A 25,986-nucleotide genomic window follows, 5' to 3' on the forward strand; every position below is an offset into this window, starting at 1 on the left:
GCTAGAGCCGTTCCCGGGCGCGTGGCAACACGGATCCGTCCCCGCCCGCGACGCGGCCGGGCCGATTCCGGCGCTCCTTCAGGCGACCGCGCGGACGGTCTGCTCCGCCGGAGCGGCCGTGCGCGGCGCGCACGCGATCCGTATGCGCTCGATCAGGCCGGGGATCTCCCCGGGCGGCCGGGCCGGGCTGTAGAGGAAGCCCTGCGCGCTGTCGCAGCGCCGCAGCCGGAGCAGTTCGGCCTGCTGCTCGGTCTCGACGCCCTCGACCGTGACGTCGATGCCCAGGTCGCGGGCGATGACCATGATGGCCGCGATCACCGTCAGGCATTCGGGGCGGCTGCTCAGGTCGCGGACGAAGGCGCGGTCGATCTTGATCTTGTCGACCGGGAACTGCGTCAGGTAGCTCAAGGAGGAATACCCCGTCCCGAAATCGTCGAGGGCGATCCGCACCCCGAGCGCCCGCAGGGAGCGGAGATTGTCCAGCACGTGCGGCGTGTTGGCCAGGAAGATCGACTCGGTGATCTCGATCTCGAGGCGGTTCGCCGCCAGGCCGGTCTCGGCCAGGACCGCCGCGACGTCGGCGAAGAAGTCGGGCCGGCGGAAATGGACCGACGAGATGTTGACGGCGACGCGCAGGCTTGCCGGCCAGGTCAGCGCCTCCGTGCAGGCCCGCCGCAGGGCCCAGCGCCCGATCGTGACCACGAAGCCCGTTCCCTCGGCGATCGGGATCAGCTCGGCGGGCGAAACGGGACCGAGGCCCGGCCGGGTCCAGCGCAGCAGCGCCTCGCAGCCCACCACGTGGCCGTCCTGCAGGCTCACGAGCGGCTGGTAGTGCAAGGTCATCTCGCCGTCGGCGATGGCGTGGCGCATCGCCTCGTCGAGTTCGCGCCGGCGCTGCACGCGCACTTCCAGGCCGCTGTCGAAGTCCCGCCAGCGCCCCTTGCCGGCCTCCTTGGCGCTGTAGAGCGCGAGATCCGCCTTCCGGAGCAGATCCTCGGGATCGGTCGCGTCCGCGGGCGCGCAGGCGATCCCGATACTGACGCCGATCTCCGCCCGGACGCCGTCGATGAGGTAGGGCTCGCGCAGGGCCCCGATGATGGCTTCGGCCAGGGCCTGCGCCGCCGCGGCATCCCGGCCGCGCTGCAGGATCGCGAACTCGTCGCCCCCGAGGCGGAACGCCTGCGCGTCGGCCGGGAGCAGGGCGCGCAGGCGATCGCCGACCTGCCCCAGCAGGGCATCGCCGGCGGCGTGGCCGATGCTGTCGTTGACGGTCTTGAAGCCGTCGAGGTCGAGGTAGAGCAGGCTGACCACCGGGGCCGGCCCCTGCGCGACCGCTGCCGCGCAGGCCTCCGACGCGACCGCGTGGAACATGACCCGGTTCGACAGGCCCGTCATCGGGTCCCGCGTCGCCAGGAAGGCGATGTGCGCTTCCGTCCGGCGGGCCTCCGTCATGTCCGAGCCGACGCCCCGGAAGCCTGCGAAGCGCCCTCCCTGGTCGAGGAAGGGCTTGCCGCTGAGCCGGAGCCAGCGCCGGCCGGCCGGCGTGTCGACGGCGATCAGGAGCTGGTGGAAGGGGGTGCCCCCGCGGAGGCGCTCCAGCAGGTCGACGCTCTGATCGGCCTCGATCGGCGCCTCCCTCCGCCCGGCGAGCAGGGCCTGGAACCGGGCGTGCTGGAGCGTCTCCACCGGGCGGGCCAGGACATCCGCCATCCGGGTGGAGACGTGTTGGAACTGCCCGGTCTCGTCCGTCTCCCAGAGCCAGTCGCTGGCATTCGCCTCGAAGGCGTTGAGCAGCAGACCGATCGTCTCGCTCTGATCCTCGACGCGCACCCGGTCCAGGATGCGCTGGCAGGACAGGCGGCTCATGCGGCGCACGCTCGTCACCACGAACACCGCGTAGACGGTGAGCAGGAAACCGATGCTGAGCGCGATCGGCTCCCCGGACCGGGCGAGCCCGACGAAGCTGCCGACGATGACCGGGACCGCGAACAGGTACGAGACCGACAGGAGCGGCCCGACCACGTAGGCGTCCGAGATCAGGCCCGCCACGATGGCGACGACGAGCAGCCGCTCCTCGCTGCTGCAGGGGGTGAACAGCACGACCGGCATGGTCGCCCAGGCGAGGCCGAGGGCGAAGGCCAGCCCTGCGGAGATCCGGCAGCCCCACTGGACGCTGCGTTCGGACGCGGTGCCGGCATAGGCGCGCCAGTAGAGCCAGGTCGTGTAGGTCGTTGCCGTGATCAGCGCCGCGACCACGGCGAGCAGGCCGAGAAGATAGGTGTGCGAGGCCGAGCCCCAGAAAAAGTACGTGACGGCCAGCGCGATGATCAGGTGCGTCACCGCCGAGTAGGTGGCGAGCTTCAGCGTCTCGTCGAGGAGCCCGGTGCGCACCTGCAGCCGGTAGCGGTTCGGCAGCGCGTCGACCGTGTCGGGGCCGCGGAGGCGGCCGAGCAGCGATCCCGTCCGGCGCCGCGATTGCCGGGCCGGATCGGGCCCGCCGGCCGGGCCGGCCGCCGCGGCGGACGTCTCACGCGACATGGCGGGGCTCGACCCTCATCGTCAGGCCGCCCTTGGGCCGCAGCGTCACGCGGAACTGCGTCGCGGGCATCGCCCGGGTGACCGGTCTGAAGCGGAAGGCGGGCAGCAGCGTCGCCAGGATGACGAGGCACTCGGTCAGGGCGAGGCTCATGCCGATGCACACCCGCGGGCCGGCTCCGAACGGCAGGTAGGCGTAGCGGTCGCGCGCGGCGGCCCGCTCGGGGGCGAAGCGATCCGGATCGAACACCTCCGGCCTGTCCCAGAGCAGGGCATGCCGGTGCAGGGCGTAGACCGGCACATGGACCGATTGCCCGGCCGGCACGACCCTGTCCCCGAGCCGGACCGGCGCCCGGGTCCGCCGCACGATCAGCGGCGCCGGCGGATAGAGGCGCATCACCTCGAGGAGCACCTGGCGGGTGTAGGGCAACCGGTCCGCGGCCTCGGGATCGGCGGCGGGATCGTCGCCGAGCTGCGCCATCTCGGCGACGACGCGCGCCTCCACCTCCGGGTGTTCCGCCAGGACCCGGAGGGTCCAGGCCAGCGCCAGGGCGGTGGTCTCGTGGCCCGCGGCCACGAAGGTCAGCAGGTTGTCGACGACGCGCGCCTCGGGGAGCGGCTGTCCGGTCTCCGGATCCCGCGCCTCCAGCAGGAGGCCGAGGAGGTCGGTGCCGGGCTCGCCGCGCGCCCGGCGGCGCGCGATCGTCCGGGCGACCTCGCCGCGCAGGTGGCGCACCGCGGCCGCGCCCCCCCGGGCCCCGGGATGCGGGACCCAGGCCGGGGCGCGCAGCATCGCGAGGGCGATCTTCCAGCTGGTCTGGCCGAGATAGGCGTCCATCGCGCGCCCGAACGGCTCGACCTCCAGATGGGGATCGCCCGACACCATCGTGGCGACGATCACCTCGAAGGTGGTGCGCATCATCTCGTGCAGGACGTCCCGCTCCGCCCCGGCCGGATCGGCGCCGTGCCAGCGCGTCCGCGTCGCCGCGGCGGCCCGGGCCATGGCCGGCACGAAGCTCCGGACCCGGTCCGGGCGGAACATCGGGCTGGCGGTCCTGCGCTGCCCCCGCCAGTGGGAACCGTCCGCGGTGAGGACGCCCGAGCCGAGGGCGGGCGCGAGGGCCCGCAGCATGAACGGCTCCCGCTCCAGCGCCTCGGCCTGATCGACCAGCAGGCTGCGGATGTGTCCGGGGTCGCAGACGTAGGTGGTGCGCTGGCCGAGGAAGCGCGTTGTCACCAAGGGTTGTGTGTAGATCTGCCGGGGCCAAGCCTCGATCAGGCTGCCCAGCATCGTGACGAGCACCGATGGCAGGGCGATCGCCTCCGCCACAGCCTCCTCCACGGCCTCCGTGAGCGGCAGCCTTCCCGGCTCGCAGACCCTGAACGTTCCGACCGCTGGCATCCCGGCACCCTCGCGGGACCAGATTCGAGGCTCAACGTTAAGTTTTGGCGCTCCTCGGCGCCGCCGTCGAGGCATTCGCGCCCGGGCGGTGCGGAAATCGCCGCGTTGCTTACCGGAGGCTTACCGGAATGCCTCCGGGAAGCCGTGCGGCCGGACGGCGGATCCGGCACGCGCCGCCGAAGCGGATGCCGGGCGGGCGGGTCAGACCGACGGCCCTAGCGGGCCTGCGCCCGGAGGGCCTCGCGGAGCCGGCCCTCGATCAGCAGGGCCGAGCCGTAGTGGAACTCGATGTCGAAGGCGTGGCGCTGGTTCATCGAGAGCGACGCGCTCTGCATCGCGACGAGATGCCCGGCCTCGTCGAACAGGCCCGAGCCCGACCCTCCGTAGCCGTCGTTGCAGTCGTGGCGGGCGCGGCGGATGTCGCCCTCGCTGGGCGGATCGATCCGCCGGATGGCACAGGATTCCCGGCTGCTCTGACCGCGGTAGTTCTCGTGGCCGGCGGGGGAGACCATCGTCACCGGGAGCGTCAGGTCGCCGGTCGGAAGGTGCGGGGCGTCCGGGATCGGCTGCGGCCGTGCCTCGGCCGGCTCGGCGAGGCGCAGGAGCGCCCAGTCGTCGGTGATGTGCAGGCGCCGCGCCTCCGGCTCGATGCCGAGTTCCAGAAAGTCCGGCGCGAAGCCGTAATTGCGGCCGGCGATCTGGAAGTAGCAATCGGCAACGGTGCGGGTGACCTCCAGTTGGCGATTGCGGAAATTGTGCGCGTTCATCAGCACGAGGGAGCGGGTCCCGATCAGCCAGGCGGCGGCGGCCTTCTGGGGGATCCCGTCCGGGCGGCGGCACCACAGGACGCCCGCGCCGGTAAAGCGCTCCAGATCCGCCCCCGTCAGTTCGCGCCGCCCGTCCTGTGCGTAGAGGGCGGCGAGGCGTTGTCCGCCGCCGGTCCCGGCCGCCGTGGCCGGAATCGCGACACAGGTCGCCAGCGCCAGAAAGCGGCCTGCGCCGCCCGTGACAAGACCCATCGCGTCCTCCCGGAGCGGGTCGGCGGACGGCACCGTGCCCGCACGCCCGCATATCGTTTCCGCTTGTCTGGGATGGATGTCGGCGATCGGTCAAGACCTCGATGATCTTACCAAATCTCCGGTGGCGTATTGCCAGATTGTCCCGAAAAGAAATGTTTCGTTTTGCAAAGACACGCATTACAAGCCGTGCGAATAATCGAGTGGCGCACAACGATAATAAGTCTTTCATAAGCCTAGCGAATACTGGAAATAGCCGGGATATCGCGATGCTGAAAGCGGATTTGTCGTCGGAAGACGTGTCGCCATCGGATGAACACCACGATGACTGCGAGGCCAAACGGCGTGGCAGTCCGGCGAGGAGACGCAGGATGATCAGGCTCCGGAATTCCGTCTCGGCATTGGCGATCATGGCGCTCGCGCCGGTCGCCATGGCGGGCGTGGCGCAGGCCAACGACAAGCTCGTCGAGAAATCGAAGAGCGACGAGAACTGGGTGATGCCCGGTAAGAACTACGACTCGAACAATTACAGCGATCTGACCCAGATCAACAAGAGCAACGTCAAGCAGCTCAAGCCGGCCTGGACGTTCTCCACCGGCCTGCTCAACGGCCACGAGGGCGCGCCGCTCGTCGTCGACGGCGTCATGTACATCCACACCTCGTTCCCGAACAACACCTTCGCCCTCGGCCTCGACGACCCGGGCAAGATCCTGTGGCAGGACAAGCCCAAGCAGAACCCGGCCGCCCGTTCGGTCGCCTGCTGCGATCTCGTCAACCGCGGCCTCGCCTACTGGCCCGGCGACGGCAAGACCCCGGCGCTGATCCTCAAGACCCAGCTCGACGGCAACGTGGCGGCGCTGAACGCCCAGACCGGCGAGACGGTGTGGAAGGTCGAGAATTCCGACATCAAGGTCGGCTCGACGCTCACCATCGCCCCCTACGTGGTCAAGGACAAGGTGATCATCGGCTCCTCGGGTGCCGAGCTCGGCGTCCGCGGCTACCTCACCGCCTACGACGTCAAGACCGGCGCGCAGGTCTGGCGCGCCTACGCGACCGGCCCGGACGAGGACCTGCTGCTCGCCAAGGACTTCAACATCCACAACGCTCATTACGGCCAGAAGGGCCTCGGCACCTCGACCTGGGAGGGCGACGCCTGGAAGATCGGCGGCGGCACCAACTGGGGCTGGTACGCCTATGACCCGGGCACGAACCTGATTTACTTCGGCACCGGCAACCCGGCGCCGTGGAACGAGACCATGCGTCCCGGCGACAACAAGTGGACGATGACGATCTTCGGCCGCGACGCCGACACCGGCGAGGCGAAGTTCGGCTACCAGAAGACCCCGCACGACGAGTGGGACTATGCCGGCGTCAACGTGATGATGCTGTCCGACCAGAAGGACAAGGACGGGAAGATGAGGAAGCTCCTCACCCACCCGGACCGCAACGGCATCGTCTACACCCTCGACCGGACGGACGGGACGCTGGTCTCGGCCAACAAGATCGACGACACCGTCAACGTGTTCAAGTCGGTGGATCTGAAGACCGGCACGCCGGTGCGCGATCCGGAATACGGCACCCGGATGGACCACCTCGCCAAGGACATCTGTCCCTCGGCGATGGGCTACCACAACCAGGGGCACGATTCCTACGATCCGAAGCGCCAAGCCTTCTACATGGGCATCAACCACATCTGCATGGATTGGGAGCCCTTCATGCTGCCCTACCGGGCGGGTCAGTTCTTCGTCGGCGCGACGCTGAACATGTATCCGGGCCCGAAGGGTGACCGGCAGAACTACGAGGGCCTCGGCCAGATCAAGAGCTACAACGCCATCACCGGCAAGTTCAACTGGGAGAAGATGGAGCGCTTCGCGGTCTGGGGCGGCACCACCGCCACCGCCGGCGACCTGGTCCTCTACGGGACGCTGGACGGCTTCATCAAGGCGCGCGACTCCGACAACGGCGACCTCCTCTGGAAGTTCAAGCTGCCGTCGGGCGCCATCGGCTACCCGATCACCTACACCCACAAGGGCACGCAATACGTCGCCATCTACTACGGCGTCGGCGGCTGGCCGGGCGTGGGCCTGGTGTTCGACCTCGCCGACCCGACCGCCGGCCTCGGCGCGGTGGGCGCCTTCAAGAAGCTCGCCAACTACACCCAAATGGGCGGCGGCGTGATGGTGTTCTCGCTGGACGGCAAGGGCCCCTACGACGACCCGAATGTCGGCGAGTACGAGCAGCACGCCGCCAAGTAGGGCCCGCCAAGTAGGGCCATTCAAGTAGGGCCCGCCTTCATCCCGCCGGCCAAGCGGCCGGCGGGACTCCGGGCCGGGTCCGGGACGCGCGGGGCGCCACGGCGCCCCGCAGCCCGGCCGCGCCCCTCCGGACCGCCATCAAGAAACGCTTCGACAACAGGGATCAACGTCCATGCCGCGCCCGCGCGCCCGCATCCTGGCGGCCCGTTTCGCCGCCGTCCTGACGCTCGCCACCCTGGCCGCCGGGCCGGTGGCGGCCCAGGAATCCGAGGCCCAGGCCATCCAGCAGGATCCCGGCAAGGCCCCGGCCGCCCCGCCGGCCGACCCCGCGACCCTGCGCATCTGCGCCTCCGAGAAGCAGCCGCCGCTCTCGATGCGGGACGGATCGGGGCTCGAGAACCGCGTCGCCGTGGCGGTCGCGGAGGCGATGGGGAAGAAGCCCGTCTTCGTCTGGCTGCCGAAGCCCGCGATCTACCTCGTCCGCGACGGCCTGGAGAAGCGGACCTGCGACGTGGTCGTCGGCCTCGACAGCGACGACCCGCGGGTGCTGACCACGAAGCCGTACTACCGGAGCGGCTACGTCTTCATCACGCGCGCCGACAAGGATCTCGACGTGAAGTCCTGGTCCGACCCGCGGCTCAAGACCCTCGACCACATGGTGGTGCCCTTCGGCTCCCCCGGCGAGGCGATGCTCAAGGATATCGGCCGCTACGAGGAGGACATGGCCTACCTCTACTCGCTGGTGAACTTCCGCTCGCCGCGCAACCAGTACACCCAGATCGACCCGGCCCGCATCGTCAGCGAGGTGGCCAACGACAAGGCCGATGTCGGCGTCGCCTTCGGTCCCGACGTCGCCCGCTACGTCAAGGATTCCCCGACGCCCCTGCGCATGACGCTGGTCCCGGCCGACACGGTCGGCAGCGACGGCCGCAAGGTCCCGCAGGTCTTCGACCAGTCGATGGGCGTGCGCAAGGACGACGAGGCCCTGCGCAAGGCCCTCGACGCCGGGATCGAGAAGGCGCGGCCCGCCATCGCGGCGATCCTCAAGCAGGACGGGGTGCCGGTCGTCGCCTCGAACTGAGCCCCGCCCGCCCCGACTCCCCCCGAGACCGGCCCGGCGCGCCCGGGCCACCGACCAAGACATCAGGATCCGCTCAACAGATGCTCATCGTTCGTTCGGCCCGCGTCGCCCTTCTCACCCTCGCCGTGGCCATGCCCGTTGCGGCCCGCGCGCAGCCCCAGTCCGGCCCGCAGACCGGGATCGTCTTCCGCAACACCATCACCGGCGAGGCGATGGACACGGCCGAGGGCAAGCCGGGCGGGCGGGACACGCAGGCGGTCAAGACCTTCTTCCAGACCGGCAAGAATCTCTACATCGACGACAAGTCCTGCCTGCGCAACGGCGAGAGCCTGTTCCTGACCTCGTGCTCCGGCTGCCACGGCCATCTCGGCGAGGGCAAGGTCGGGCCCGGCCTCAACGACGATTACTGGACCTACCCGGCGAACACGACCGATGTCGGCCTGTTCTCGACCCTCTGGGGCGGGGCCAACGGCATGATGGGACCGCACAACGAGGATCTCAATCCCGACGAGATGCTGCAGGTCATCGCCTGGATCCGCCATCTCTACACGGGTCCGGTGAAGGATGCCGAGTGGCTCACCGACGCGCAGAAGAAGACTTACAAGCCCTTCAAGGAGGGCGAGACCTTTGCCAAGGACGTGCCCGGCCAGTGCAAGCCGCTGGACTAGCCGTTCTCGGCAAGTCGCGCCCCGCGGGAGACGGGGCGAACCGACGGCCCGACCGGCCGGCCAAGGAAGAGACGGAGGAATCAACGATGCGCACAGTGATCACGACGGCGATGCTGATCGCGGGGGCGGCCTTCGCGGTGCCGGCGCTGGCCTATGACGGGCAGACCTGCAAGGCGCCGGGCAATTGCTGGCAGCCGAAGCCCGGCTTCCCCGAGAAGGTCGCCGGGACCAAGTACGATCCCAAGCACGACCCGAAGGAGGTCAGCAAGCAGGCCGAATCCATCAAGCAGATGGAGGAGCGCAACAAGAAGCGGATCGAGAACGCCAAGAAGACCGGCAAGTTCGAGTACGACGTCACCAAGATCTCATCGAACTGATCGCGTCGAACGGATCGCGTCGAACGGATCGCGGCCGCCCGATCCGGCCGGCCGATCGGGCGTCCTGGGGCCGGCCCGCGCCGCGGCGCCGGCCCGCAGCGACGCTCGGTACCGCGCGCCGCACCGACACGCCGCATCGACACCCGGCGCCACCGTACCGGCGCCCCGCCCGACACCGCAGGCACCGCCTCATGAACACCCTCCGTCCCGGAGACACGATGCTCACCGACTGGCGGGCCGCGGCGGCCCGCTTCGAGGCGGAGGTCGCCAAGGCGGTGGTCGGACAGGAGCGGGCGATCCGCCTCGTGACGATCGCGATCTTCGCCCGCGGCCACGTGATGCTCGAGGGCGATGTCGGCGTCGGCAAGACCACCCTGCTGCGGGCGGTGGCCCGGGCGCTGGGCGGCGCCTACGAGCGCGTCGAGGGCACGGTCGACATGATGCCGACCGACCTGATCTACCACACCTATCTCGGCCCCGACGGCCGGCCGCGGGTCGATCCCGGTCCGGTCCTGGCCCGGGCCGAAGATCTCTCGGTGTTCTTCTTCAACGAGATCAACCGGGCGCGGCCGCAGGTCCACGCCCTGCTGCTCCGGCTGATGGCCGAGCGCAGCGTCCAGGCCTTCGGCCGCACCTACACGTTCCCGAACCTGCAGGTCTTCGCCGACCGCAACCGCGTCGAGCGCGAGGAGACCTTCGAGCTCCCGGCCGCGGCCCGCGACCGCTTCCTGATGGAGATCGGCCTGGAGGCGCCCCGGGACGCGGCGGTGCGCCGGACCCTGGTCTTCGACCCGCGCTTCCACGACACCGACGCCCTCGTCGGCGCGGTCGCGGAGGGCGTGCTCGACCACGCCCGGATCGGCGGCATCGCCGCCGCAATCCAGCACGCCGTCCGGGCGGAGCCGTCGATCGAGGCCTACGTGGTGGCCCTCTGGGACGCCCTGGTTCGCCCCGCGGAGGCCGGGATCCGGCTCCCGGGCCTCGACACCGCCACCCTCGTCCAGGGAGGCGCCTCGCCGCGCGGCGTCGCCTTCCTGGTGCGCGCCGCCCGGGTGCGGGCGTGGCTGGAGGGGCGCGACTGGCTGGTGCCGGAGGATGTGCGGGCGGTCTTCACCGAGGTGATGGCCCACCGCGTCTTCCTCGAACCCGTCCACGAATTGCAGCGCGGCGCGATCGTGCCCGCCCTGTGCCGGGCCGCGTTCGAGACGGTGCCGGCGCCGTGAGCGACCCGCGCACGGCCGACATCGTCTACCTGCCGCGCTGGCGGCCGCGCGGCAGCCGGGCCGGCCTCCACCGGGGACGCGACGCCGGCGGCTCCGGCCCGTTCCGCGATCAGGTGCCGTTCCTGCAACTGCCGGATGCCCGCCGCATCGACCTGCGCGCGACGCTGCGCGACCCGTTCGAGGGGGTGCATGTCCGCCGCTTCGAGGCGCGGACCGCGGTCGAGACCTGGGTTCTGGTCGATCTCTCGGCCTCCATGGGCTTCCGCGGCACGGTGGATCGGACGCGGCTCACGGGCGATCTCTGCCGGGCGCTGGCCGTCTCGGCGACCCGGATCAGCGACGGGTTCGGCCTAATCGGCTGCGACGAGACCCTGCGCGACGACCTCACCCTGCCCGCCACCCGCCACCGGGGCGCGGCCGTCGCCGCCGCCGAGCGGGTCGCGGGCGCGCCCCGCACGGGTCGCGGCTGCGCCGGCATGCTCGAGGCCGCGCGGCGGCTCGCCGGGCGGCCGAAGCTCGTCTTCCTCGCCTCCGACTTCCGCTGGCCCGAGGCCCTGATCGCCCAGGTCTTCGCCGCGCTGGCGCCGCACGACACGGTGCCGATCCTGCTCGCCGACCCCGCCGAGGCGGAGGCGCTGCCGGCCTTCGGCCTCGTCGAGCTCGACGATCTGGAGGGCGGCGGCCGCCGCGTGGTCCTGCTGCGCCCGAGCCTGCGCCGGGCCTGGATCGCCCGGGAGCGAGACCGGATCGCCGCCCTGGAGCGCGCCGCCGCGCCCTTCGCCCGCCGGGTCTTCCAGCTCGCCGGGCGCTTCGACGCCCAGGCGCTCACCCGCCACCTGATGACGACCTGAGCATGGGCGCGCGCGTTCCCGCCCTCCTGCTGGCCGGCCTCCTCGCCGCGCCCCTCGCCCTGACGGCCGGGACGGCCGCCGCGCAGGTGCGCTCCGTCGAGGTGCGCAGCCCGCGGCCCTTCGGGATCTTCCTGGGCGACCTCGTCGAGGCGCAGGTGGAGATCCTGGCCGATCCCGATTTCCGGCTGCAGCGCGCGACCCTGCCCCAGCCGGGTCCGGTGACCTACTGGCTCGACCTCCGCGCCGTCGCGGTCGACGACGTTACGGTGGCCGGCGCCCGGCGGGTGCGCCTGCGCCTCACCTACCAGAGCTTCTATGCCGCCCTCGACGCCCGCACCCTGGAGGTGCCGGGCTTCCCCCTGACGCTGGCGAGCGAGGCGGCGACCGGCCTGACCACCGCCGCCGTCCAGGTGCCGGGCTGGAGCCTCGGCGTCTCCCCCCTGCGCGAGGTGCAGCCGCAGCGGCGCGAGGATCCGGCCGAGTACCTGCGCCCGGACGGTCGCGGCGGCCGGATCGATCCCGGGCCGGATGTCGCGGCGGCGGCGGGCCTCGGGACCCTGGCCGGCCTCGCCGCCCTGGCGCTGGCGCATGACCGCGCCTGGGGGCCGTTCCGGACACGGCGCGGCCGTCCCTTCGCGACGGCCCTGCGGGTGCTCCGGCGGCAGCGGGCGGGGGCCGAGCCCGATCAGGCCTACCGGGCGGCGCTGCTGGCCCTGCATCGGGGGCTCGACCAGACCGCCGGCCGGCGGGTGCTGGCCGACGATCTCGGGGACGTCCTCGCGCGCCACGGGGCGTTTCGGGGGCAGGCGGAGGGGCTCGCGCGCTTCTTCGAGGCCTCGCGCCTCGCCTTCTTCGGCGGCCGCCTGCCCGCCGCGCGCGCGGCCTGGCCCCTCGCCGAGGCCGAGATGCTCCTGACCCGCCTCGCGGCGGCGGAGCGGAGCGCGTGACGCCGTGACCGATCTCCTCGCCCGCCTCGGCGCGACCGAACCCTGGACCCTGTGGCTGCTGCCGCTGGCGCTGCTGCCGCTGGCCCGCTCGGCCCTGCGCCGGACCTCCGTGCCGGCGGTCGCCGCCGCCCCGGCCGATACCCTCTCGGCCTGGCTCGGCCGGGCGCTGACGCTCGCCGGCATCCTGGCCATCGCCGGCCTGATCGTGGCCCTGGCGGGCCCCTACCGGACGGGGGCGCGGATCGAGCGCCTCGGCATCGGCGCGCAGGTGTCGCTGCTGATCGACCGCTCGGGCAGCATGAACGAGACCTTCGCGGGCCGGCAGCCCTCCGGCGCCGAGGAATCGAAGGCCGCCGCCTCCCGGCGCCTCCTGGCGGATTTTGTCGGCGCGCGGGGGCACGACCTGTTCGCCGTGACGGCCTTCTCCACCGCGCCGATGCTGGTCATGCCGATGACCGACCGCCACGACGCCGTGCGGGCGGCGATCGCCGCCATCGACCGGCCCGGCCTCGACTACACCAATATCGGCCGCGGCCTCGGCATGGCCCTGTCGCAGTTCGGGGTCGATGTCGGCGCCTCGCGGGTGCTCCTGCTCGTGTCCGACGGCGCCGCGGTGATCGACCCGCGCATCCAGGACCAGCTGCGCGCCGCCGTCGCGCGGATCCGGCCGAACCTGTACTGGCTGTTCCTGCGCACCAAGGGCTCGCCCGGCATCGCCGACCGGCCGGCCGGCGAGGACACGCCCCAGGCCGCGCCGGAGCGGCACCTCGACCTGTTCTTCAAGAGCCTCGGCGTGCCCTACCGCGCCTTCGAGGCCGAGGGCGCCGCGGCGGTGGAAGCCGCGATCCGGCAGATCGAGGCCCTGGAGCGGGACCCGATCCCCTATGTCGAGGAGCGCCCGCGCCGGGACCTGACCGGGCTCGCCGCCGCGCTCGCCGCGCTGGGCCTCGCCGTGCTCGTCCTCGCCAAGCTCGTGGAGGCGGACCTCGTGGAGGCGGAACTCGCGAATGCGCCGGCGGAGGCGGAGGCGGAGGCGGAGACGGCGACGGAAGCCGCGGGCGCGGCGCCGCGGAGGGCGGCATGAGCTCCGGCGCCCTCCTCGACGGCCCGGCCCCGCGCCGCGCTGCCCTCCCCCGCCTCGGCGTGGCCGCGGCCTGGCGCCGGGTCCGGCCGGCCCTGCTGGTCGCCCTGCCGCTGGTCCTCGCGGCCGCCGCCCTGTGGTTCGCCGTCTCGGGCTGGAGCGCCGCGCGCGACGACGACCGGATCGCCGCCCTGGAGGCGGGCCGCGACCGGCCGGTCGACCCGGATGCGCGGCCGGCCCTCCTGGTGGCGCGGATCGGCTTCCTCGCCGCCCGGGACCGTCTCGGCGAGACAGAACCCCTCCTCGACGCCCTCGACCGCGCCGGCGCGGTGCGGGAGGCGGCCCGGGCGCGGTACGTCATCGGCAACGCGCGGATGCGGCAGGCCTTCGTGCTGATCGGCCGCGGCGATCTCGACAAGGCCGCGCCCCAGGTGACGCTGGCGCGGCAGGATTACCGCCGCGCCCTCCAGGCCCGGCCCGAATTCTGGGACGCCAAGTACAATCTCGACGTCGCCTCGCGCCTCGTGCGCGACTACCCGGAATTCGACCGCAAGACCGGGGACGAGCTGCGCGCCGAACCGAAGAAGATCTGGACCGACATCCCCGGCCAGCCGCGGGGCGGCCCGTGAGACCTCGGCGCGTCCTGCCCCCCTTCGTCGCCCGCAACCTGCGCGACGGGCGGTTCCGCGTCCTGGCGGCCGCCCTGGTGCTGGCGCTGGCAGCCCTCGTCGCCCCGCCGATCCCGTTCACCCGCACCGGCGTGTCGGTGCTGGCGGTGGTCGACATCACCGGCAGCATGGCGGTGCGCGACTATCCCGCCGCCGCGGGATCCGTGAGCCGGCTCGAGACCGTCAAGGCGGCGCTGCGGGCGATGCTGCCCGACCTCCCCTGCGGCTCGCGGGTGGCGCTCGGCCTGTTCACCGACCGGCGGCCGTTCCTGCTGTTCACGCCGGTCGAGGTCTGCGCCGATTTCGCGCCGCTGGACGGCGCCATCGCGGCCCTCGATCCGCGCATGGCCTGGGAGGGGGACAGCCGCATCGCGGCCGGCCTCTTCCGGTCGATCGCCATGGCGGGGGAGATCGACGCCGACCTCCTGTTCCTCACCGACGGCCAGGAGACGCCGCCCCTGCCGGCCTCCGGCGGCCCGACCTTCGACGGCAAGCCCGGCGCGGTGCGCGGGCTGATCGTCGGCGCGGGCGGCTACGGCCTGTCGCCGATCCCGCGCTTCGACGATCGCGGCCGGCCGGCGGGCTTCCTGGGCGAGAGCGACGTCCAGCAGGAGAACCGCTCCGGGCCGCCCCCGGCCGACGCGGAATCGCGCGAGGGCTACAATCCGCGCAACGCCCCCTTCGGCGCCCAGGCGGCCCATGGCAGCGAGCACCTCTCCGCGGTCCGCGAACCCTATCTGAAGCGCCTCGCCGCCGAGACCGGCCTCGGCTACGCCCATCTCGACGGGCCGGGCGGCCTGGCCGCCCCCCTGCGCGCCGCGGCGACGCCGCGCCCGCTGCCCGGCCGCCTCGACCCGCGCCCCGCCCTCCTGGCGGCGTCCCTGGGGCTGACGCTCCTGGCCCTCCTGGCGAACCCCCTCGCCCTCGTCCAGCGCGCGCGCCGCGGGCGCGCGGCCCACCCTGTTCCAACCCTCGTTCCAACCGGACCGATCAGGACCTGACCATGCGGATGCCCCTCGCCCTCGTCCCGGCCGTCGCCGCGGGCCTTGCCGTCGTCGGCCTCGCCGGCGCGGCGCTGGCCCACGGGCCGACGCCGCAGAAGATCGACCAGTCGATCACCATCCAGGCGCCCCCGGACGCGGTCTGGAAGGTGGTGGGCGATTTCGGCGGCATCGGGCGCTGGCACCCCGACGTGGCCAAGGCCGAGGCCAGCGGCGGCAATGTCGAGGGCACGACCCGCCGGGTGACCCTCAAGGCCGGCGGCACCCTGGTCGAGGGGCTGGACGAGTGGCTGGCCGACGGCCGGACCTACTCGTACCGGATGTCCGACCCGGACCTGAAGGCGCTCCCGGTCTCCTCCTACTCGGCGACCCTCACGGTGACCCCGGACGGGACCGGCTCCAAGGTGTCGTGGATCGGCCGCTTCTACCGGGGCGACACCGGCAACGAGCCGCCGGAGAACCTCAGCGACGAGGCCGGGCGCACGGCGATGAACCGCTACTTCGCGGACGGGCTCAAGGGGCTGAAGGCGGCCGTCGAGGGCCGGACGACCCATTGAGGCCCCGCATGCGCCACCTCCGGCTGATCGCGACGCTCGCGCTCGCGGCCGCCACCGGGACCGGTGGCGCGTCCGCCTCCGCCGACCCGGTCTGGGTCGTCAGCCAGCAGGGGGCCGAGCTGGCGCGGATCGAGGCCGGGACCGTGGCCGGGCGGATCCCGCTCGGGCCGGCGCCGGTGGCGGCGGCCGCCGACCGGGCCGGCCGCCTCTATCTCACCCACCCGGACGGGCGCGCCGTGACCGTCGTCGAGCCCGGCAAGCCGCCCCGCCGCCTGCCCGTCCCCGGCCAGGCCTTCGGCCTCGCGGCGAGCCCCGACGGCGCGCACCTGTTCGTCGGCGACTGGTCGGGCGACCGCGTGCTGCGGATCTCCGCGGCGACCGGCGCCGTCGAGGGCACCGCGGCGGTGGGGCACGAACCGGCCCATCTCGTCCTCGACCGGCGCGGGCGGCTCTACGTCGCCGACCGCGAGAGCCGTCAGGTCAGCGTGATCGACACGGGGACGATGACCCGCGTGGCCGTCGTCCCGACCGGCGAGGCGCCCTTCGCCCTGGCGCTCGCGCCGGACGAGGCCAGCCTCTACGTCGCCAACGTGCGCAGCGGCGACCTCACGGTGATCGACACGGCGACGTTGCGGGCTCGTGCCACGGTTCCGGCCGGCCGGATGCCCTACGGCGTCGCGGTCACCGGCGACGGCAGCCGGATCCTGGTCACCAACCAGCATGCCGCCGCCGTGACGGTGATCGATGCGGCCCGGCTCGAGATCGTCGCCACCGTGGCGGTGGGGCCCTATCCCGAGGGCATCGCGGTGGTCGGTCCGCGGGCCTACGTGGCGAACTGGTTCTCGGACGATGTATCGGTGATCGATCTCGCCACGTGGCGCGAGACGGCGCGCATCAAGGTGGCGGAGGGCCCGCGCACGGTCCTGGCGCCGGGGGAGCCCGCGCGATGAGACGGGCCTGCCGCATCCGGATCGCGTCCGGCCTGGTCCTGCTGGCCCTCGGCGCCTGCAACCGGGACTCGGACGAGCGCGGCGACGCCGCGGGCGGGGTGGTCGCCACCACCGCCGAGGGCACCCTGCCGGCCTGGCTCGCGCCGACCGACGGGACCGACCCGGCCCGCTGGCTCGCGGGCCGGGAGGCCGGCAAGGCCCTGCCGGCCGACGAGCCCCGTGTGCGCGCGATGGCGGCGGCGCTGGCCCGGGCCCGCGACGGCTTCATCGAGGATCCGCGCATGATCGCCAACCGCACCGTCCAGCTCGGCCAGATGCTGGCCGAGGCCGGCATCGGCGAGGGCTACGGCGCGATCCTCGACGGGCTCGGCGGGATCGCGGCCGAACGCGGGCGCCGCAAGAGCCTCTACGGCGAGATGTGCCAGCACTATTACAACGCGCGGATGCAGGGGGCCGACCATGCGGCCGCGCTGGCGCGCCTCGCCGCCCCGCATCCGGTCCTCGAGGGCACGCCGTGAGCGCCGCCCGGGCCTCGGCCGATTGGCCGGCGGGGGGGGACGGTGCGGCCATCCTCGACGCGGTGCTGATCGTCGACGACCACCCGGTGGTGCGGCGCGGCTTCCGCCACCTCGCGGAGGATGCCGGCGTCCGGGCGGTCCACGAGGCCGCCGACGTGGTGTCGGGATACCGCACGTTCCACCGCCACCGTCCCGGGCTGGTGGTGACCGACCTCGGCTTCCGCGACCAGGGCCTCTCCGGCCTGTCGCTGATCCGCCGGGTGCGGGCCCTGGAGCCGGCGACCCGGATCCTCGCCTTCAGCATGCACGACGACCCGGTGATCGTCGCCCGCGCCATCGAGGGCGGGGCGCATGGCTTCGTCCTGAAGGACACGGCGGTGACGCGCTTCCACGAGGCGCTGGCGGCCGTCTCGGCCGGGCACAGCTACCTGCCGCACGAGGTCGCGACCAAGATCGCCATGCTGAATGCCGGTCTGCTGGACTCGCCCCTCGCGCGCCTGACCGCGCGGGAGGTTCAGGTCCTGTCGCTGCTGGGGGCGGGCAAGTCCAACGAGGCGATCGCCGACAGCCTGTCGATGAGCCACCGAAGCGTGTCGGCCATCGTCTCGGGCATGAAGCAGAAGCTCGGCGCCGGCAGCCTCGCCGACCTCCTCCGCATCGCCCTGTCGCGGGACGGGCGGCCGGTGTGAGGCGGGCAGCCGACAGCGCGTCCGACAGCGCCGCCGACAGCGGGCCGGGGCTACCGCGGCACGATCAGGCCGGGAATGATCGATCCCTGCGGCCCGAACGTCGCCTCGGCCTTCCGGCAATTCGCCGCCACGTCCTTCTGGTAGGCCGCGATGTACCGGGTCGCGATCAGGTGCAGGTCGCCGGTCTCCAGGCTGGCGGCATCGACGCCCAGGGCCTCGACGGTCTGCTTGAGGCGCGCGGGATCGCTCCGCAGGCCGGGGCATTCGAGGTTCACGAATCCGGCGAGCCCGGCGAGCTTCGCCGCCTGGTTGCGCCGCGGGTCGCCGGCCGATGGGTCCTGGGTCTGGGTCTGCGCCTGGGCCGTCAGCAGGCTCAGAAGGAGGCCGGCCGAGACCAGACCGGACAGACGGACCACGCGCATGGCTTCTCTCATCCTGTTCGAAGAGCAGCGCGTCCGTCCACCGTCACCGCTGCGCAGAGTCACGCAGGGTTATGCCGCAGGATCGGGGATTTACAATGCAGACCAAGCTTATAATCGTCTTAATTGCTCTGACCTGCGGGACCTTGCCGGCGGATGCCGCCCGCCTGACCATGGACGACAAGGCCTCGCTGTGGCCGCGGGCGAGCATGACCGACAAGATCGATTTTTCCAGCCGGATGGGCCGGGCCTTCCACACGCTGTCGCCCAAACTCGACGAAGCGTATTTCATGCGGTGTCTGGAAGAGACCGCCAATATCGGTGACACGAAGGAACTCAGGCTCGAAGAGATGGTGCGGGCCTGCATCTCCCTCGTCCGGGACGAAGGCGAGTGAGCGGCCGGCCGCGCTGGCCTGCGGTGCCGCCGACATCCCGGGGGCCGCGAAGGTTAGGATCCGGCCGTGATCCCTGACCACCTTCAGCCCGGGTCCGCCTGCGGTCCGCCTGCGGTCCGCCTGCGGTCCGCGTATCGGAAAGCTCCGCGGGCGGCCCGGCAAGGGCCGATGCGGCGCGCCGGACGCCCGCGGAGCCGTGCTCCATCCGCCTCCGGGATTACACGCAGCAATTGAAATCAGGTCTTCCGGAAAGAATCCGGAAAGCTCCCCGTTGCTAAAGTCCCGCTTGGTGGGAGCGTGCACCGTCCAGCAGTACGTTCGCGCAGGCGGACGAGTGGGATCCCCGGAACATGAACAGTGGGATGGGCGCGCTGCGGGAGAAGGCGAAGCTTCTGGACACCGTCCTCGACACGATGGACCAGGGACTCATGATGATCGACGCCGCCGGCGTCGTTCAGGTCTGCAATGCCCGCGCCCTTACGCTGCTCGATTTGCCGCCGGCGCTGATGCGGACCCGCCCGACCTTCGAGGCCGTCCGGCAATATCAGATCGCGCAGGGGGAGTTCGGCGCGGCGTGCGAGACCCTGCGGCGCTGGGTGGCCGCGCGCGGGCTGGAGCGCCGCGCCCACACCTACGAGCGCGAGCGCCCGAACGGCACCGTGCTGGAGATCCGCACCGTGCCGCTGCCCGATGGCGGGGCGGTGCGGACCTTCACGGACATCACCGCGCGCAAGCGGGCCGAGGAGACGCTGCAGGTCAGCGAGACGCGCCTCGCCCTGGCGCAGGACGCGGGCAGTGACGGGCTCTGGGACTGCGATCTCACGACCGGGGAGGCGTGGTCCTCGGATCGCTGGTGGGGGGTGCTGGGCTACGAGCCCGGCGAGCTGGCGAGCCACGCCCAGACGTGGCGGGCCCTGCTCCACCCGGAGGATGCGGGCGCGGCCGAGCGGGCCCTGATCGAGCATCTGAGCGGGCGGGCGCCGACCTTCGCGTGCGAGCACCGCATGCGGCGCAAGGACGGCACTTGGGCCTGGATGATGACCCGCGGCAAGGTCGTGGCCCGCGCCGCGGATGGCCGCGCCCTGCGCTTCATCGGCACGCAGATCGACATCAGCGCCCGCAAGGCGGCCGAGGGGCAGGTGGCCCACATGGCGCGCCACGACGGCCTCACCGACCTGCCCAACCGCGCGCTGTTCTACGAGCGGCTGGAGATCCGGCTCGCCGACCTGCATCTCCACGGCGGCGCCTGCGCGGTGCTGTGCCTCGACCTCGACCGCTTCAAGGCCGTCAACGACAGCCTCGGCCACGCGGCCGGGGATTTCCTGCTCCGGGCGGTGGCCCATCGCATCCGCGCGGTGCTGCGGGCCGAGGACATGGTGGCGCGCCTCGGCGGTGACGAGTTCGCCGTGCTGGTGGCCGATGCGGGCGATCCCGCCCACGCCGAGACCCTGGCGGCGCGCCTCATCGCGGCGGTGCAGGCGCCGATCCGCTTCGGCAAGCAGCGGCTGAAGGTGGGCCTGAGCGTCGGCATCGCGCAGGCGCCCGGCCACGGTCCCGATAGCGAGACGCTGTTCCGGCGCGCCGATCTCGCTCTCTGCCGGGCGAAGGCGGAGGGCGGGAACACCCATCGGGTGTTCGAGCCCACGATGGACGAGGCCGAGGCGGCCCGGCGCGACCTGGAACGGGATCTGCGCCAGGCGATCGAGGGCGACGAACTCATCCTGCACTACCAGCCGCAGGTGAGCACCGCCACCGGCCGGCTCGTCGGGTTCGAGGCGCTGGTGCGCTGGGAGCATCCGACCCGCGGGCTGGTGCCGCCGAATGCCTTCATCCCGCTGGCGGAGGAGAGCGACCTGATCCTGCTGCTGGGGGAGTGGGTGCTGCGCGCTGCCTCCCGGGAGGCGGCGCGGTGGTCCCGTCCGCTGAAGGTGGCGGTGAACCTGTCCCCGCGCCAGTTCCAGCAAGCGGATCTGCCCGAGCGCATCCTGGCCATCCTCACCGAGACGGGCCTGGCGCCGACGCGGCTCGAACTCGAGATCACCGAGACCCTGATCATCAACGACATGGCGCGGGCGCTCGGCATCCTGCGTCGGCTGAAGGCCTTCGGCATCTCCATCGCGATGGATGATTTCGGGACGGGCTACTCGTCGCTGGCGACGCTGCAGGCGTTCCCCTTCGACAAGATCAAGATCGACCGGTCGTTCGTGGGCCATGTCGAGGTCAGCGCGCAGGCCGCTGTGATCGTGCGCGCGGTCCTGGGGCTCGGCCGCAGCCTGGGGATGAGCGTCGTGGCCGAGGGCGTCGAGACGGATGCGCAGATGCGCTTCCTGGCCGCGGAGGCGTGCGACGAGGCCCAGGGCTATCTGATCAGCAAGCCGCAGCCGATCGAGCATTTCGCCGAGCAGATCGGTGCGCGCGAAGGCTTCGTGGCACCGGGCCGCCCGGACGCGGCCGTCGCCTGAGGCACGCTGCGGATCGACGACGGCCCGGAGCCCGGACGGTCGATGCGGGGCCGGATCGGGCCGCCCGATCGGCCGGCGTCCCACGGCGGCGATAGCCGCCCTGCGGCCTCGACGCGTTCCGGGGTCCGCCGGGACCGCGGGCGCCGCGCCGGCCTCTGTGGCGCGGCCGCGACACCCGACGACGACCGCCTGTGGATGACGTGACCTGCCCCCGATCCGTCAAGGTTCGGAGGCCAGCATGACCGCGCACCGTCGATCCGGCTCACCCAGCGCCCTCATCGCATGTTCGCCCAGCCCCACGCCCTCATCCTCCGTCATCGCGAGCGCGTCGCCGTGCTCATCTCCTCCGCGCTGTTCCTGGCGGGCGCCCTGCCGCTCTTCTGGGCGATCGGCTGATCCCCCGGCTCTGACCAATAGAGAATCGGCTGCGGACCGGGCCGCACAGGCTCTCGACGCGCCGCACGCCCGGCGGGCGGTCCGATACGGATTCCGCGTGAAGCGCTCGGACGACGCCGGCGTCCAGGTTTCACGCGCGCAGCGAAGCCATCCGGGGCGCGCCACCCGCTCCGAGGTCGCCCGGCCCTGGTTCACAGCGCTCCTCGGTTGAGGCCGTGGAAAGTCCGGCCTGTCGCAGACGCGACGGCCTCCGAACGCCGAAGGGGCCGCGTCCTTTCGGACGCGGCCCCTTGCGAGCTCGGCTTGGCGCGGCGGTCGGGATCCGGCCGCCGCGGCGCGGTCTTAGTAGGAGCCGAACTTGTAGTTCAGGCCGGCGCGGACGACGGCGAACTCGTCGGAACGGCGGCCGATGCCGCTGTAGACGACGGGGAAGTTGTTGGCGGCGTTGATGACGAACGCGCCCTGGTTGCGGGTGTTGCGGTCGAGGTTGACGTACAGGCCTTCGACCTTGAGCGTCACGGCCGAGGAGCGGAAGAAGTTCAGGAAGGAGTCGGTGGGGAGCGCGTACTCGACGCCGCCGCCGACGGCCCAGCCGGTGCGGAAGCTGTCGTTGCCGGCGTAGCCGCCGAAGGAGCGGTCGGCGCTGCCGGAGCCGTAGGCGAAGCCGCCGGTGCCGTACACGAGGGTGCGGTCGAAGGCGTAGCCGAGGCGGCCGCGGACGGTGCCGAAGAAGTCGAGGCTGGAGAGGCCGCGCGGGTCGGTGACGTAGTAGCCGGGGGCCAGCGCGCCGGCGACGAAGGCGTTGTTCCGGTTACGGCCGAAGTCGAGGTACTGGGCGTCCGCCTCGATACCGAACACGACGCCGGAGCCGGGGGTCAGCTGCCAGTTGTAGCCGATCTGGCCACCGCCGGAGAAGCCGTCCTGGCTGCGGTTGCGGAAGGAGGCGACGGTGCCGGGAGCGGCGTAGGGGAACGGCACGGCGAAGGTGTTGCCGGTATTGCGGTCGCTGGCGTCGAAGGCGTAGCCGGCGTTGATACCGAAGTAGGCGCCGGTCCAGGTGAAGACCGGGACGGGGGTGAAGACCGGCGGCGGGGCGGCGCGGCGCGGCAGGTCGGCGGCCGAGGCGGCGGCGGTCAGAGCGGTGAAGGCAGCCAGCGAGGCCAGGAGCTTGGTCATCAGGTAAGGTCCAAATTTCGATCTGGACGTATGGCTACCGATCATCGACGAAAATGGCTGTAGTTTTACGGACACACCGCCCGTCGATGGCGGGCAATGCCATAGTAAATCATCCCTCAAGATTCGCCGACGTGCCGAAATACATCGCTCATACCGCGAGCGCGCGCGAGAACAATGTGAAGGCGTTTTGGTTGCATCGCACTGTGCCTACGCCCGCACCTGTGGCTGTCGAGCCACAGGTGCCCCTGCGCGGCCGGCCGGCCTCGTGGGAGGAGGGCGCCGCCTGGGCCGGGCCTGACACTCGCGATCGATCCCGCGGGATTCCGGACCCGGCCGCCGAGCCAGTCGCCGGCAATCGCGCTCCGCGCGGATGATCGGGTTTCGGCACCCTCGCCGCTGTCCGGCAGCCGATCGACGGTAAATCCTATGGGCCGCCCAAAGTTATCACTCCCGTTACCAGCGGGAAAATAGACGGGATCGACAGTCATTGTCTCGAGCGACCCATCGATAGGAACCCGGCTGCCATGCATGTGAGAGTTCGCCTCGACGGCGCGAACCCGCGCCGCTGGCACGTCGCGCTGCTGACGCGACTCTCGGGCCTGCCCGGCATCGAAGCCGTCAGTGTCGAGGCCGCACCCGGCCCGGACGGTTGGCCGGTCCAGGCCGACCTCCTGTTCCGGCTGGAATCCCTGATCTTCCGGGTGGCCCCGAACGGGTCGGCGCCTGTGCCGCCGGCGGACTTGGCCGCCTGGACCGATCCCGCGGCCCCGGACCTCTTGCTCGACCTGTGTGGCGATGCGGTCGCCCGCTGCCCGGTCTGGCGGGTGGCTTACGATGGCGGCTTCGGCGAGACCGGCCTGCTCGGGAGCCTGCTCGCCGGCCGCGTGCCGCGCCTCGACCTGCTGGAAGGCGACACCGTCCTGGTCTCGGGACGCCTCGGATCGGACTACCGGGGCTCCATCGCGCTGTCGTTCGAGGACGCGCTGGTGCGCACGACCACGCTGGTCGCCGCCGCGCTGCGGGACCGATTGGCGGGCCGCGCCGCGGCTGAGACCCCGGCCCCGGCGGCCGCCGGGCCCGCGCGCCCGGCGCGGATCCGGGCGTCCCGACCGGCGCGGCTTCTGGCCCGCAGTCTCGTCGGCCGCCTGTACAGGCTGTGCTATCACGCGCCGCACTGGCGCACCGGATGGCGGGTTCTGCGCGGGCCGGATCTCATCGACCTGGGGCGCCATCCCGAGGGGGGATGGCAGATCCTGCCCGACGACGGCCGTCGCTTCTACGCCGACCCGTTCCCGCTCGCCGCCGATGGGACGACCCACGTCTTCGTCGAGGAATTCCCGCACGCGACCGGCAAGGCGATCATCTCGGCCGTCCGCTTCGGGCCGGACGGTCCCGTAGGGGCGCCCATCCCCGTGCTGGAGGAGCCGTATCACCTCTCCTACCCGTTCGTGTTCGCGCGGGCGGGCGCCGTCTGGATGGTGCCGGAGAGTTCCGCGGCGGGCACGGTCGACCTCTACCGGGCGACGCGCTACCCCGGCGGCTGGGTGAAGGAAGCGACGCTCCTCTCCGGCGTGGTCGCGAGCGACGCGACGCTCCTCGAACAGGATGGCCGCTGGTGGCTCTTCGCCACCGTGCGCGACGCCCCCCCCGGCGCCCCGGCGGGATCGGGGTGCCACCACGACGCGCTGTATCTCTGGTCGGCCCCCGACTTCCGGGGACCGTACGTGCCGCATCCGGCCAATCCCGTTCTGGTCGACCCCTCGTTCGCGCGGCCCGCGGGCCGGATCGTCGCGCGCGGCGGGCGCCTGATCCGTCCGGTTCAGGATTGCGCCCACGGTTACGGCCGCGCCCTGTCGCTGGCGCGGATCGACCGCCTGGACCAAGATGGGTTCGCCCAGACCGTCCTCGGCCGGATCGAGCCCGGGCCGGCTTGGCCCGGCAGCTGTCTCCACACGCTCAACGCGGGCGGCGGCATCGAGTGCATCGACGGATCCGGCCGGGCTTCGCGCCTCAGGGCGCGGCTCGGCGCCTAGAGCCGCACCCGGCCCCGGGCGAACCGGCACGGCGTCGGATGCCCGTTCTCACAAGTCCTGCGCCGAACCGGCATCCGCCCTACGCCCCGGGGCCTCGATCCGGGACCTCAATCCGATGCGTGTCGCGGCGGAGGCCCGGCCCCCAGGAACCAGCCGGCGCTTTCCGTGTTCGCTCACGAACCCGGAGACACGTCACCCCCATGATCATGATCCTCATCTGCTTTCTCGCGCCATGGCTCGCCATGTTCCTGCGCGGAAAGGTGCTTCAGGGTATCCTCTGCATCATCCTCCACCTGACGATCATCGGATGGATCCCGGCGACGATCTGGGCCCTGGTCGTGACCCGGAGGGAGGCGGCCTGACGGACAGCGCCGGGCCGGTTGCGGACCGGCCCGCCTTACGCCCGAAGATCGATGGAGGCCGCACCGTCGCGGAAGGATCGATCCGAGCGATCCCACCGAGGGACGTGACCGGCCTGATGCTCGGACTCGGCTCCAGCGGCCGGCCCGAGCCTCGGGAGACCGGCCGAGGCGGCCGGCGGCGTGCCGACCCCGGCGGTCTCGAACCGACGATCCGCTTCGCACGGTGAGGGACTGTCGGGCCCGATCCCGCATGCCGGCGGGATTCCGGTTCGCTTTACCGTCGATTGGGAGCGGTGCACTGCGCCCGGCCGTTATGCGCCTGCCGGATCCCGCTGGGCCGGCCGGCGACTGGAAGTTGGCTGCGTGCGCGGCGGTGCCGCGATCTGCCCGGTCCCCGAACGCGAAGACGGCGGGGCAAGAACCCCGCCGCCCGCGAAGACCGTCGCCAGGGCAGCCTCGCGGGCTGCCAGTCTCCGTCGCTCAGAAGCCCATCAGGACGCCGGCCGAGCCGGTCACCGTCATCGCGAGGCCGCCCAGGAAAGCGCCGATCATCGCGTAGGAAAAGCCCTTCAGAACCATGTCGTGCACTCCTTTCATCACGCGGCGGGCCTTCAAAGGCCCGGGAAAACCAACTGCAACGATGATGCCGGATCGGCCGGGCGCGTGCGGTGCGATGCGTCACGTTGCATTGCGGAACCGTTCGGCGCAGGTTCAGCGACACGGCTGAGCCTGCCCCGGCGCGGGCCGGGATGCGGCGGTCGGCCGTCCCGCCGGTCCGTCCTATGCGAAATGCGCGGGAAGGCTCAAAGCCTGCGCGTAGGTGACCAGCGCGATCGCGCCCGCGATCAGGGTGGCGGCGATCGTGATGCGGTTCGTCCAGGTCATCGTCATCTCCATCAGCTGTGCGGCGGCGTTCGCGGTGTG

The 25,986-nt window shown here is 72.2% G+C and carries 23 protein-coding genes; 18 read left to right on the plus strand and 5 right to left on the minus strand.

Annotation, left to right across the window (positions count from 1 at the left end; all coding sequences use genetic code 11):
- Positions 1-78: 78 nt before the first annotated feature.
- The 3 genes from A3862_RS10495 to A3862_RS10505 all read right to left on the minus strand — a co-directional run bounded on the left by A3862_RS10495 (position 79) and on the right by A3862_RS10505 (position 4,956).
- Complete coding sequence (locus A3862_RS10495; RefSeq protein WP_111473567.1) at positions 79-2,538, minus strand: putative bifunctional diguanylate cyclase/phosphodiesterase; 2,460 nt, start codon at positions 2,536-2,538, stop codon at positions 79-81.
- The gene (locus tag A3862_RS10500; RefSeq protein WP_111473568.1) at positions 2,528-3,937 is read right to left on the minus strand and encodes a cytochrome P450; all 1,410 of its coding nucleotides are present in this window, start codon (positions 3,935-3,937) and stop codon (positions 2,528-2,530) included. Before A3862_RS10500 ends, A3862_RS10495 begins: the two co-directional genes overlap by 11 nt.
- A gap of 215 nt (positions 3,938-4,152) precedes the next feature.
- A complete protein-coding gene (locus A3862_RS10505) occupies positions 4,153-4,956 on the minus strand; it encodes a trypsin-like serine peptidase (RefSeq protein WP_051976220.1) in 804 nt (267 codons plus the stop codon).
- Positions 4,957-5,324: 368 nt separating this feature from the next.
- Here A3862_RS10505 and A3862_RS10510 point away from each other — a divergent pair, with 368 nt between their 5' ends.
- From A3862_RS10510 to A3862_RS10575, 14 genes are all read left to right on the plus strand, one after another.
- Positions 5,325-7,208: a methanol/ethanol family PQQ-dependent dehydrogenase gene (locus tag A3862_RS10510; RefSeq protein WP_043386654.1), complete on the plus strand. Its 1,884-nt coding sequence runs from the start codon at positions 5,325-5,327 to the stop codon at positions 7,206-7,208.
- Between the two features lie 172 nt (positions 7,209-7,380).
- Entirely contained in the window at positions 7,381-8,289 is a 909-nt protein-coding gene (moxJ, locus tag A3862_RS10515; RefSeq protein ID WP_043759517.1) for a methanol oxidation system protein MoxJ, read from the plus strand.
- Positions 8,290-8,369: 80 nt separating this feature from the next.
- The gene (moxG, locus tag A3862_RS10520; RefSeq protein ID WP_043759515.1) at positions 8,370-8,957 is read left to right on the plus strand and encodes a cytochrome c(L), periplasmic; all 588 of its coding nucleotides are present in this window, start codon (positions 8,370-8,372) and stop codon (positions 8,955-8,957) included.
- An 86-nt stretch (positions 8,958-9,043) separates the two neighbouring features.
- The gene (locus A3862_RS10525) at positions 9,044-9,334 is read left to right on the plus strand and encodes a methanol dehydrogenase [cytochrome c] subunit (protein WP_043759513.1); all 291 of its coding nucleotides are present in this window, start codon (positions 9,044-9,046) and stop codon (positions 9,332-9,334) included.
- A 191-nt stretch (positions 9,335-9,525) separates the two neighbouring features.
- Complete coding sequence (locus A3862_RS10530) at positions 9,526-10,557, plus strand: AAA family ATPase (protein WP_043386668.1); 1,032 nt, start codon at positions 9,526-9,528, stop codon at positions 10,555-10,557.
- A complete protein-coding gene (locus A3862_RS10535) occupies positions 10,554-11,408 on the plus strand; it encodes a DUF58 domain-containing protein (protein ID WP_111474332.1) in 855 nt (284 codons plus the stop codon). Before A3862_RS10530 ends, A3862_RS10535 begins: the two co-directional genes overlap by 4 nt.
- Before the next feature lie 2 nt (positions 11,409-11,410).
- Positions 11,411-12,355, plus strand: coding sequence for a nonribosomal peptide synthetase MxaA (locus A3862_RS10540; RefSeq protein ID WP_182592692.1), 945 nt, complete (start codon positions 11,411-11,413; stop codon positions 12,353-12,355).
- Positions 12,356-12,359: 4 nt separating this feature from the next.
- Positions 12,360-13,439 carry a vWA domain-containing protein gene (locus A3862_RS10545; RefSeq protein WP_111473569.1) on the plus strand — a complete coding sequence of 360 codons (1,080 nt, stop codon included), beginning with the start codon at positions 12,360-12,362 and terminating at the stop codon, positions 13,437-13,439.
- The gene (locus A3862_RS10550; RefSeq protein ID WP_043386674.1) at positions 13,436-14,065 is read left to right on the plus strand and encodes a hypothetical protein; all 630 of its coding nucleotides are present in this window, start codon (positions 13,436-13,438) and stop codon (positions 14,063-14,065) included. The genes A3862_RS10545 and A3862_RS10550 overlap by 4 nt, the downstream gene beginning before the upstream one ends.
- Positions 14,062-15,105: a vWA domain-containing protein gene (locus A3862_RS10555; protein ID WP_111473570.1), complete on the plus strand. Its 1,044-nt coding sequence runs from the start codon at positions 14,062-14,064 to the stop codon at positions 15,103-15,105. Before A3862_RS10550 ends, A3862_RS10555 begins: the two co-directional genes overlap by 4 nt.
- Positions 15,106-15,107: 2 nt before the next feature.
- Positions 15,108-15,662: an SRPBCC family protein gene (locus tag A3862_RS10560; RefSeq protein ID WP_043386677.1), complete on the plus strand. Its 555-nt coding sequence runs from the start codon at positions 15,108-15,110 to the stop codon at positions 15,660-15,662.
- Positions 15,663-15,670: 8 nt separating this feature from the next.
- Positions 15,671-16,612, plus strand: a complete 942-nt coding sequence (locus A3862_RS10565; RefSeq protein WP_043759503.1) for a YncE family protein — start codon at positions 15,671-15,673, stop codon at positions 16,610-16,612.
- Positions 16,609-17,130, plus strand: a complete 522-nt coding sequence (locus A3862_RS10570; protein WP_043759501.1) for a hypothetical protein — start codon at positions 16,609-16,611, stop codon at positions 17,128-17,130. The genes A3862_RS10565 and A3862_RS10570 overlap by 4 nt, the downstream gene beginning before the upstream one ends.
- Positions 17,127-17,819: a response regulator transcription factor gene (locus A3862_RS10575; protein ID WP_078947215.1), complete on the plus strand. Its 693-nt coding sequence runs from the start codon at positions 17,127-17,129 to the stop codon at positions 17,817-17,819. Before A3862_RS10570 ends, A3862_RS10575 begins: the two co-directional genes overlap by 4 nt.
- Before the next feature lie 50 nt (positions 17,820-17,869).
- Here A3862_RS10575 and A3862_RS10580 read toward each other — a convergent pair whose 3' ends face one another.
- Positions 17,870-18,241 carry a hypothetical protein gene (locus A3862_RS10580; protein WP_043386687.1) on the minus strand — a complete coding sequence of 124 codons (372 nt, stop codon included), beginning with the start codon at positions 18,239-18,241 and terminating at the stop codon, positions 17,870-17,872.
- A 95-nt stretch (positions 18,242-18,336) separates the two neighbouring features.
- On the opposite strand from A3862_RS10580, the gene A3862_RS10585 reads away from it, so the two are divergent.
- On the plus strand, positions 18,337-18,633 hold the full coding sequence (locus A3862_RS10585; RefSeq protein ID WP_236952738.1) for a hypothetical protein: 297 nt from the start codon (positions 18,337-18,339) through the stop codon (positions 18,631-18,633).
- A gap of 350 nt (positions 18,634-18,983) precedes the next feature.
- Positions 18,984-21,095 carry a putative bifunctional diguanylate cyclase/phosphodiesterase gene (locus tag A3862_RS10595; protein ID WP_043759500.1) on the plus strand — a complete coding sequence of 704 codons (2,112 nt, stop codon included), beginning with the start codon at positions 18,984-18,986 and terminating at the stop codon, positions 21,093-21,095.
- A gap of 738 nt (positions 21,096-21,833) precedes the next feature.
- Here the strand turns inward: A3862_RS10595 and A3862_RS10600 are convergent.
- Positions 21,834-22,667 carry an outer membrane protein gene (locus tag A3862_RS10600; RefSeq protein WP_043756327.1) on the minus strand — a complete coding sequence of 278 codons (834 nt, stop codon included), beginning with the start codon at positions 22,665-22,667 and terminating at the stop codon, positions 21,834-21,836.
- Positions 22,668-23,191: 524 nt separating this feature from the next.
- Between A3862_RS10600 and A3862_RS10605 the strand changes: the two genes are divergently transcribed.
- Entirely contained in the window at positions 23,192-24,700 is a 1,509-nt protein-coding gene (locus A3862_RS10605) for a glucosamine inositolphosphorylceramide transferase family protein (protein ID WP_043759498.1), read from the plus strand.
- 200 nt (positions 24,701-24,900) lie between these two features.
- Complete coding sequence (locus A3862_RS10610; protein WP_085987713.1) at positions 24,901-25,062, plus strand: YqaE/Pmp3 family membrane protein; 162 nt, start codon at positions 24,901-24,903, stop codon at positions 25,060-25,062.
- Positions 25,063-25,986 lie beyond the last annotated feature (924 nt).

The sequence above is a fragment of the Methylobacterium sp. XJLW genome (assembly GCF_003254375.1).
Classification (GTDB): Bacteria; Pseudomonadota; Alphaproteobacteria; order Rhizobiales; family Beijerinckiaceae; genus Methylobacterium; species Methylobacterium fujisawaense.